The sequence below is a fragment of the methanotrophic endosymbiont of Bathymodiolus puteoserpentis (Logatchev) genome (assembly GCF_900128525.1).
Taxonomy (GTDB): domain Bacteria; phylum Pseudomonadota; class Gammaproteobacteria; order Methylococcales; family Methylomonadaceae; genus Methyloprofundus.
In genome coordinates, this window is sequence record NZ_FQTQ01000193.1 from 1 (window position 1) to 8,695 (window position 8,695).

The following is an 8,695-nucleotide window of genomic DNA, read 5'->3' on the forward strand; positions in this document are numbered from 1 at the left end:
AGCTCATTTGTAGCCTCTGTAAATTGTTTGGTAGCTGTTTACTTTACACCTATGTCTTGTCTCAATTCAACCAGTGTATTGCTATCCGTTACTTTCAGAGGTTATGCACTTATTATACGAATTCAGGTATGACTAATCATTTGCACCTTCTTATTAGTCCATTTGATAAGGTGCAGTTGAGTAAGTTTATGCAAACGATGGCTAACCGATATGTCCGTTATTTTAATGCTACACGCAATAGAACAGGAACTATCTGGGAAGGTCGATTTAAATCATGTTTAGTCGATAGTGAAAATTATCTTTTTACCCTTTATCGTTATATTGAGATGAACCCTGTTAGAGCGGGTATAGTTAGCAGTATTGCTGAGTATCCTTGGTCTAGTTATGGGTATAATGGGCTAGGTGAAGAAAATAGTTTAATTACAGAGCATAAACTTTATCAAGATTTAGGTGAAGATTCAGAGGTACGTGCTAAAAACTACCAAAAAATATTCAAGACTCTCATTAGCACCCAGCAAGAGCAAGAAATAACAGATGCAACGATGCGGGGTGAAGTTTATGGTTCTGAGGGATTTCATTTAGAAATAAATAAACTGATTTCAAGAGCTACAAAGCTTACTGCGCATGGCGGAGATAGGAAAAGTGAGAAGTATAGAAATCAAGCTGGCTGCTCTATTGATGGCTTAAAATAAATATGATTATCTAAACGGTGACAGGTAAATAGCTACTGAAACTTGCTAATAAAAGCTTTCACAAGTCTTTTAGGGATGCGCCGATTAAAGCAATAATTTTTTAAATTTCAAGAAGAAACTATATGATAAAAAAAGCAATTATTACTGGTATCACAGGCCAAGATGGTGCGTATTTAGCAGAACTATTATTAGAAAAAGGTTATACGGTTTACGGTGCTTATCGCCGAACAAGTTCGGTTAGTTTCTGGCGTATTGAGGAGTTAGGTATTCAGAACCATCCTAATTTAGAATTAGTTGAGTATGATTTAACTGATTTAAGTGCCAGTATTCGCTTGTTGCAAACTACTGGAGCAACTGAAGTGTATAATCTTGCAGCACAGAGCTTTGTTGGCGTTTCATTTGATCAACCCATTACTACGGCGGAAATTACGGGCATTGGACCGGTGAATTTACTTGAGGCTATTCGAATTGTTAATCCTGAAATTCGTTTTTATCAAGCGAGCACATCAGAGATGTTTGGTAAGGTTCAGGCAGTTCCTCAGATAGAGACTACTCCCTTCTATCCACGCAGTCCTTATGGTGTTGCAAAACTTTATGCTCATTGGATGACGATAAATTATCGTGAGAGTTATGATCTTTTTGCTTGTAGCGGCATTTTGTTCAATCATGAGTCACCTTTACGAGGTCGTGAATTTGTTACGCGTAAAATTACTGATAGCGTTGCTAAAATTAAACTTGGTCAACTAGATGTGCTTGAACTGGGCAATATAGATGCTAAGCGTGACTGGGGCTTTGCTAAGGATTATGTAGAAGGTATGTATTTGATGTTACAGGCTGAACAAGCAGATACTTATGTATTAGCGACTAATCGTACCGAAACCGTACGTGATTTTGTAACGATGTCTTTTAAGGCTGTTGATATAGAGATTAAATGGCAAGGTTCTGAAGAAAATGAAATTGCTATTGATGTCGCTTCTGGTAAAAAAGTTGTCGGTGTTAATCCGAAGTTTTATCGCCCCGCTGAGGTTGAGTTGTTAATCGGCAACCCAGAAAAAGCGAGGCGCGAATTAGGCTGGGAACCTAAAACAACGCTTGAACAACTTTGCCAGATGATGGTTGAGGCTGATATTCGCCGTAATAAGGCGGGGAGTTCATTCTAAGCCTGTCTTTTAGCAGGGTCTTCCCACAGGAATAATAGCTTCTCTTGCTAGATAAGTTTAAGTATTAAGCAATTATAAGTATTTTCAGGTCAATTATGCATATTCTTACTAAAACTGATAAAAACGCCCCCCCTCCCCTCACTGAGTAATTTTTAATGACCAATATAAAAAGAGCACTAATTACGGGTCTGAATGGCTTTACTGGTCAATACCTTGCCTCTGAACTTTCTGACGCTGGTTATGCTGTTTATGGCACCGGAGCTGGCACCAGTAATTTACCCCGCTATTTTCAAGTAGATTTGCTGGATAAGCAGGGCTTGGCAAATGTAGTGCGTGAGGTGCAACCTTCTGTTGTGGTGCATTTGGCTGCCATTGCATTTATTGGGCATGGTACCGCTGATGATTTTTATCAAGTTAATTTGATCGGCACGCGTAATTTGTTAGAGGCTTTGACGCTTCATGAAAAAGGCCTAGATGCCGTTTTACTTGCCAGCAGTGCCAACATCTATGGTAATTCAACTGAGGGTATATTGGCTGAAAATACGTTACCTAACCCAGCCAATGATTATGCTGTGAGCAAGCTTGCCATGGAGTATATGGCTAAGTTATGGATGGATAAATTACCGATATTTATTGTGCGGCCATTCAATTACACTGGCGTTGGCCAAACTGAGAATTTTTTGTTGCCTAAAATTGTGGCGCATTTCCGCCGTCGAGCACCTCACATAGAGCTTGGTAATTTGGATGTATGGCGTGACTTTAGTGATGTGCGCGTGGTTGCACAATTGTACCGACAGTTGCTTGAAGTTAAGCCATTGGGGCTGACTGTTAATATATGCTCCGGTAAAACTCATTCTCTACGTGATGTGCTTGCCATGGCAGAAACAATTAGCGGTCACAAAATGGAGGTGAGAATTAACTCTGCCTTTGTGCGTGCAAATGAAGTTAAAACCCTTTGCGGAGATACGGCACGTTTGCGATCTTTAGTGGGTGAATGGGATATGCCTTCACTGGAAGAGACGTTACGCTGGATGTTATCGGTGAAAGCGTGAAAGTTATCCTTTCTGTCGATTCGGTAAAGTTTCCATTAACTGGAATTGCTCGCTATACGTATGAGCTTGCCAAGCAACTGCAAGCACAGCCTGATCTTGATCTGACACTACTTGCTAATGGCCGCGCTGTGGCAGAGCTGCCAGCCCATCGACAGATAAACCCTAGAAAAACTGATTGGCTAAAAAGCCAGTTACGTAAAAGCGACCTTGTCACTAAAACCTATCAAATGCTTAGTGGGATTAGAAATCAGATTTCATTAAAAGATCATGAAGATGCTATTTTTCATGGCCCAAATTTCTATTTGCCAATTTTTAATGGTTATAGTGTTGCGACTTTTCACGACCTGTCAATATTCACTCATGCGCAATATCATACACCTGCTCGAGTGCGCTTTATGCAACGCGAACTTAGCCTTACTTTGCAGCGGGCTTCGTTACTGATTACAGATTCTGAGTACACTAGGCAAGAGCTTGCGAACTACTTTGGATATCCGTTAGATAAAATTCATGCTATTCCATTGGCTTGCTCTGCTGAGTTTCACCCACGAAAAGCGACAAGCACGGCTCTTACTTTGGATCGTTTTGGCTTGAGGCATGGCGGTTATGTTCTGTATACAGGAACCATCGAGCCGCGCAAGAATATTGAAACTTTGTTAGATGCTTATTCTATATTGCCTGACGCTATTCGTCGTCGATGGCCCTTAGTGTTGGCTGGTTATCATGGGTGGAAGAGCGAGAGCCTGCATGCGCGTATAAAGGCTGCAGCCAGTGCTGGATGGGTTCATTATCTTGGATATGTGGCGGATGACGACCTACCTTATTTGTTTGCTGGCGCGCATTTGTTTATTTTTCCATCGCACTATGAGGGTTTTGGCTTACCCGTGCTTGAGGCTTTGGCAAGCGGTGTGCCAGTGATTTGTTCTAATGCCTCATCGTTGCCAGAGGTTGCTGGTGGGGCTGCTTTATTATTTGATCCTGATGACGTTAGTAAGCTTAGTGAATTAATCATCACGGGGCTGGAGGATGAAAGTTGGCGGGGTCCTGCTATTAATAAAGGTTTAGAGCAGGCTTCAACATTTAGTTGGCAAAAGTGCGCAGAAGAAACTATCGCTGTCTACCAAGAACTTGCTGGTGATAATGTATTTATTTAGGGTATAAGGGGACGATACCCTTTGTACTTTTGCGTATGACTTAACTGATGTTACGCACTCCATAACATTTATATTAAAATACTAGGATATGAAAATACCTGATATTTTTGATTTATACACCGATTACCTAATCACATCCTTTAGCTATACAACAGCAATAGGCTTGTCAGGCTTAGTTAATAATGAGATTAGTCATGACCAAATAACTCGGTTTCTTTCTCAACAAGATTTCACCTCAAAAGACCTTTGGAAAGTCATAGCCTTCTCAGTTCTTGCCTCCCTCTAAAAAAGGCGCTATATTAAGCACTAATAATAGTACCGGAGGTGAGGCCTGTGAATACAATATCTGCACTTGAAATTAAACGTCGAGGTATTTCTGTCGTAGATAGTCAGATTGAATCTGGGCCAATTCATGTCATTAAGAATAACCGTCCGCAATACGTCGTGATGACAGAGGATAGATACCAGAATCTTATAGACGAAGTGAATGAAGCATGGGAACTGCGAATCAAGGCATCTCTTGACGAAGCCTCTGCAGGACTGACTCGTCAGGGAACAGCCGAAGAATTAATCCGTGAAATTTTTTCAGTTGATTGATGTATACGCTTGAGTGGACTCCTTCTTTCATCAAGGCTGCCAAAAGGTTTGCGAAACGACATCCTGAACTGAAACAGAAAACAGCTATTGCACTGCTTGCTTTGGAGCAGGATCCGTTCCAGCCATCACTCAAGTTACATGGTCTTGAAGGAAAACTGAAGGGGGTATGTGCCATCAGTATTACATACAGTTACCGGATTACCCTGACGCTAAAAATAAGCGAGCATGTGATTACCTTGCTTAACATAGGTGACCATAATGATGTGTATAGAAGGGAATAATAAAAAATAGGGGACTGCCCCCTATTAAATTGTTTTATTGGCTCTGATAAGGAGACCCTAAGAACCAGTGAGCAACTTTTAAAATTACCTTTGTTTATTCTTTGAGCATCGAGTCTGCACATTATATCACCTAGGCTATCCATGCTTTTTTTACTGCAGAGCTTGTACAGGAGGCTACTGCCTCACTTTATGCGAATAAATAGTTTAACGCCACTTCATTAAAAGAATAAACCGATAACACCATTAGCATTAATACGCTTGCGAGTACAACTGCACGCTCTAATTGCGTCCAAAAAGGAGCAATCACCCAAAAATACACTAAAATGATAGGGATAATAGGAAAAATATAACGTCCTTGTGGCTGAAAGTCATATAGCCAGGAAAACAATATTCCCATCAATACGCCTCCCGCAACTGCGATCCCTGTTAATACTGAAAATATTTGATAACGCCACTCGGCTACGAATATGGCATGGTGCATAGCGAGTAGAAGTAATACGCTGTACACAATAAGCACATACAAGTAATACCAGCGGGGCGAATATTCGGCATAGTAGCCATAAAAACCTGTGGAACTTTTAAAGGTCATTTTATGCCAGTCCCAAGGTTTAGCAAATAGCGCAGATAAGCTGATGCCTTTGTCTTTTAAGCGCAAGCCCGGATAGGATTCAGGCGTTGATGCGATCGAAGGTTTAAATTGCTCGCCAGCATGTTGCTCGGCATAAGCCATTCTCTGGCCCAATTTATCCTCCCCATTGATAGTAAAGTCTAAACCAAAACGAACCACAAAAACCAACAAAGCAGCGCACAGAAGCAACAAACATTTATAAATAAAAACTTTCTTTGCTGGCACAAAAAACATGGCACGCCATAACAAGAAGGCAAAAACGAATAAAATAAATAAGTAATAATTCGTTTGTTCAATGCTGAGAAGGCCTAATAGCCCAGCCGGTAGAAGCAGATAACGCCAAGCACCAAAAACAGTTGAGCTCTGTAAAAAGTGATTTAATGAGCTTTTAACATTAACTAACTGCCAGGCTAATAACAGACTAATAAATAAAGCAAAGGCATCTCGATTGGCATAGCTGTATAAATACCAGATTTGTGGCGTACATAATAAGGGTAGCAAAAATAAGACCAAACGTTTTTGGCGACTATAACTAAATAATAAAATAAACAAAAAGGCATTAAAAGCCCGTGCGGTAAAGGTTGTATTGCTAAAAAAAAGTTGTACTAGATTTTCAAATTTACCTGCAAAAAAATAGCTAATCCCTAAATCATCTAAGCGAGAAATCGCCCAAGGCTCTTGATAGGTTTCAAGCGATCGCGTATCACCGACCACGGGTGGGTCCCAGTAATGGCTATAGTAATGAACCGCTTCAATATGCGCGTTTTCATCGGGATGAATATTATAGTCCGCCTGCCAGCTAAGGCTAACAATCAGTAATGCAACGATAAAAAAACTAAAATACGCTAGTGCATATAAGAGATAAGAGCTTTGATTTTTATTACCTATATTCATAAAAATCAAAGCAAGTACACTATAAACAACGAAGAAACCAATAAGTGGCCGTATTAAACTGGAAAAATCTTTCTTTTTATCAATAATGGTTTCTGCATTTAACTCGCCTACCGAAAATCCAGGTTCGAGAATATTAATATCCTTAAATTGACCCAGTAAGTTTTCTTTATTAGGCTGCAAATAAAGGACTTCGATATTACTGACATTGCCAATAGGTAGCACATATTTTGCTTGATCTGTGCTTATATTAATCACCCGTGCTCGTGTATAGGAGTTTGCTTGGTCAGCATCACGCCAAAATACTTTTAGTTGGCCACTCATAGGCTGAGCTGTTTGTAAAATAAGACGTGTTGTATTGGAGTTTAACAAAGCATACAAAGCCATAAAGCCTATAATAAAAACAAGCACTTTTTTAATATAAGCACCTTTAAATAAAACTAAGGCAATGACCAACACCAAGACTATTAAAAACCAAATATTATTAAGCTGTATAGGCCTTATTTCAATTTGAGGGTCACCTGCAATACTCTCTATATTAATAGCATGCTGGCTAGCCCCATTATTATCCGCTACAACAATATCGTTAATCTTAACGGGGTCATTCAGTAAATTAAAATCAATGGGAGAATAAAATAATGAATAAAGTTTAATTGCATCTATGCGTAAATGTGTAGGCGCTGTGACAGGATCAATTCTAAAGTGCGTTGATTTGTTAAAATGATTCACCCAAAACCAGTACGACCTTTTGCCAATTGTAACGGCTTGTTTTTGTGATTTTTCTTCTGAAAAACCAGCAGATTCATCTGACCAATAGACCTGTATATCGCTCTCGATAGGAGAGCTCATTTCAACTTTTAATAAGGAAAAAGTTGAAAGATACCCTATAGAAGCAAAGACAAAAAATACCAATAGGCTACTAACAGTGCGTGCAATAATAGCGCCTACCCCAGGAGTATTTGAGTTTTTAGGTAAGAATAAGCTAATAAAATGCATTATGTACAAGTCAAAATGACGCACCATAAGAATTCCTTAAGACGTATTCAGCATATCCCTTCTCCCTGTGCAGAAAGAAGGAGCATAAAAGATAAACCAGCCTTAAACCGAGCGGCTGGTGATAATAATTCCGATAACAATAAAGACCATGCCAAGTATTTTATTCAGCGAGATAGGTTCCTTAAAAAGCCAGGCAGATAAAACCAATACCAAGACAAAAGCGGCACTCATAAAAGGATAGGCATAACTAATATCAAATTTAGTCATCGCAGCAATCCAGAAGATGGCCGCTATAATCGTAGAGGCAAAGCCAGAGAGTAGAAAAGGGTCAAGAAATAATTTGGCCAGAAAATAAACTTTATCCCATGCTTCTGATGGGAGTTGGCCATAATGGCTAATGCGCCATTTTAAAATAAGCTGTCCGTAAACAGTAAATAAAATCGTGCCAAAAATATAAAAATAGCCAATCATGATATTTGAATACCCGTGTCGGCATGACATGCAATGCGCTTGGAGGGGTTTCCATGATATTGACATGCTGCCTCTGTATCTCTAACAATGACAGTGCCTGCGACCAAATAACTTTCATTCGCTATGGTAATATTATTTACCATGACAGCGGCATTACCGATAAAGCATGCATCCCCAATAAGACAATTACCACCTAAACCACAGTTACCCGAAACATAATTATGACTACCCACAACAAGATTATGCCCTAAAATAGAGCCAGTCCAGAAAACATTATTATTGCCAATGGTGACAAATAGGTCGATATCAACACTGGACTGAATCACATTATTTTCCCCCAAAACAAGGTCATCACGCACAATAGCCTGTGGACTAATAAAATTGACTAACGAATAGCCTTTTGCTTTTGCTTTGTTAAAAAGTAGTGCCCGATTACGCATTCGACTAAAGCCAATCGCAACAAACATTTTATACTCATTAACAGGGTATTCTTTTTCTATTTGCTCAAAAGCAATAACAGGAAGATTGCAAAAGGTATCATCTGTCTTGAATGCTTGATCTACACAAAATCCTACGACAGTATAATCACTGTATTTAGTAAAGTTATGGTACATCATTTCAGAAAATGCGCTTAATCCATAAATAACAATTTTTTCTGACATATTAAGTCCAAATAAGTAAATAAAATAAGAGAGAGGTTAGGGGCTGTTGCCGTTTCACATAGGTAACCATAAAAAAGCACAAGCAAGAGCCATAGAACCTTCAAAATTTCGTTT

At 39.4% G+C, this 8,695-nt stretch carries 9 protein-coding genes and 1 pseudogene; 7 read left to right on the forward strand and 3 right to left on the reverse strand.

Features of this window, described 5'->3' with window-relative positions:
* The first annotated feature begins 56 nt into the window (after positions 1 to 56).
* The 7 genes and pseudogenes from BQ7314_RS14145 (at position 57) to BQ7314_RS14175 (ending at position 4,933) form a co-directional block, all read left to right on the forward strand.
* A complete protein-coding gene (locus BQ7314_RS14145; protein WP_280953896.1) occupies positions 57 to 692 on the forward strand; it encodes a transposase in 636 nt (211 codons plus the stop codon).
* 125 nt (positions 693 to 817) lie between these two features.
* The gene (gmd, locus tag BQ7314_RS14150) at positions 818 to 1,852 is read left to right on the forward strand and encodes a GDP-mannose 4,6-dehydratase (RefSeq protein WP_425356653.1); all 1,035 of its coding nucleotides are present in this window, start codon (positions 818 to 820) and stop codon (positions 1,850 to 1,852) included.
* A 155-nt stretch (positions 1,853 to 2,007) separates the two neighbouring features.
* Entirely contained in the window at positions 2,008 to 2,904 is an 897-nt protein-coding gene (locus BQ7314_RS14155; RefSeq protein ID WP_174484341.1) for a GDP-mannose 4,6-dehydratase, read from the forward strand.
* Positions 2,901 to 4,055: a glycosyltransferase family 4 protein gene (locus tag BQ7314_RS14160; protein WP_174484342.1), complete on the forward strand. Its 1,155-nt coding sequence runs from the start codon at positions 2,901 to 2,903 to the stop codon at positions 4,053 to 4,055. Before BQ7314_RS14155 ends, BQ7314_RS14160 begins: the two co-directional genes overlap by 4 nt.
* Positions 4,056 to 4,143: 88 nt before the next feature.
* Positions 4,144 to 4,314, forward strand: a pseudogene (locus BQ7314_RS14165) (IS701 family transposase); the annotation flags it as partial.
* Positions 4,315 to 4,388: 74 nt separating this feature from the next.
* Positions 4,389 to 4,652 (forward strand): prevent-host-death protein, encoded by a 264-nt coding sequence (locus BQ7314_RS14170; protein ID WP_174484344.1) that lies wholly within the window; start codon positions 4,389 to 4,391, stop codon positions 4,650 to 4,652.
* Positions 4,652 to 4,933: a type II toxin-antitoxin system RelE/ParE family toxin gene (locus BQ7314_RS14175; protein ID WP_174484345.1), complete on the forward strand. Its 282-nt coding sequence runs from the start codon at positions 4,652 to 4,654 to the stop codon at positions 4,931 to 4,933. Before BQ7314_RS14170 ends, BQ7314_RS14175 begins: the two co-directional genes overlap by 1 nt.
* A 187-nt stretch (positions 4,934 to 5,120) precedes the next feature.
* Here the strand turns inward: BQ7314_RS14175 and BQ7314_RS14180 are convergent, their stop codons facing one another.
* The 3 genes from BQ7314_RS14180 to BQ7314_RS14190 form a co-directional block, all read right to left on the reverse strand.
* On the reverse strand, positions 5,121 to 7,475 hold the full coding sequence (locus BQ7314_RS14180; RefSeq protein ID WP_217423855.1) for a hypothetical protein: 2,355 nt from the start codon (positions 7,473 to 7,475) through the stop codon (positions 5,121 to 5,123).
* Positions 7,476 to 7,550: 75 nt separating this feature from the next.
* Entirely contained in the window at positions 7,551 to 7,919 is a 369-nt protein-coding gene (locus BQ7314_RS14185) for an EamA family transporter (RefSeq protein ID WP_342590415.1), read from the reverse strand.
* Positions 7,916 to 8,581 (reverse strand): acetyltransferase, encoded by a 666-nt coding sequence (locus BQ7314_RS14190; protein WP_174484347.1) that lies wholly within the window; start codon positions 8,579 to 8,581, stop codon positions 7,916 to 7,918. Before BQ7314_RS14190 ends, BQ7314_RS14185 begins: the two co-directional genes overlap by 4 nt.
* Between the last annotated feature and the right edge of the window lie 114 nt (positions 8,582 to 8,695).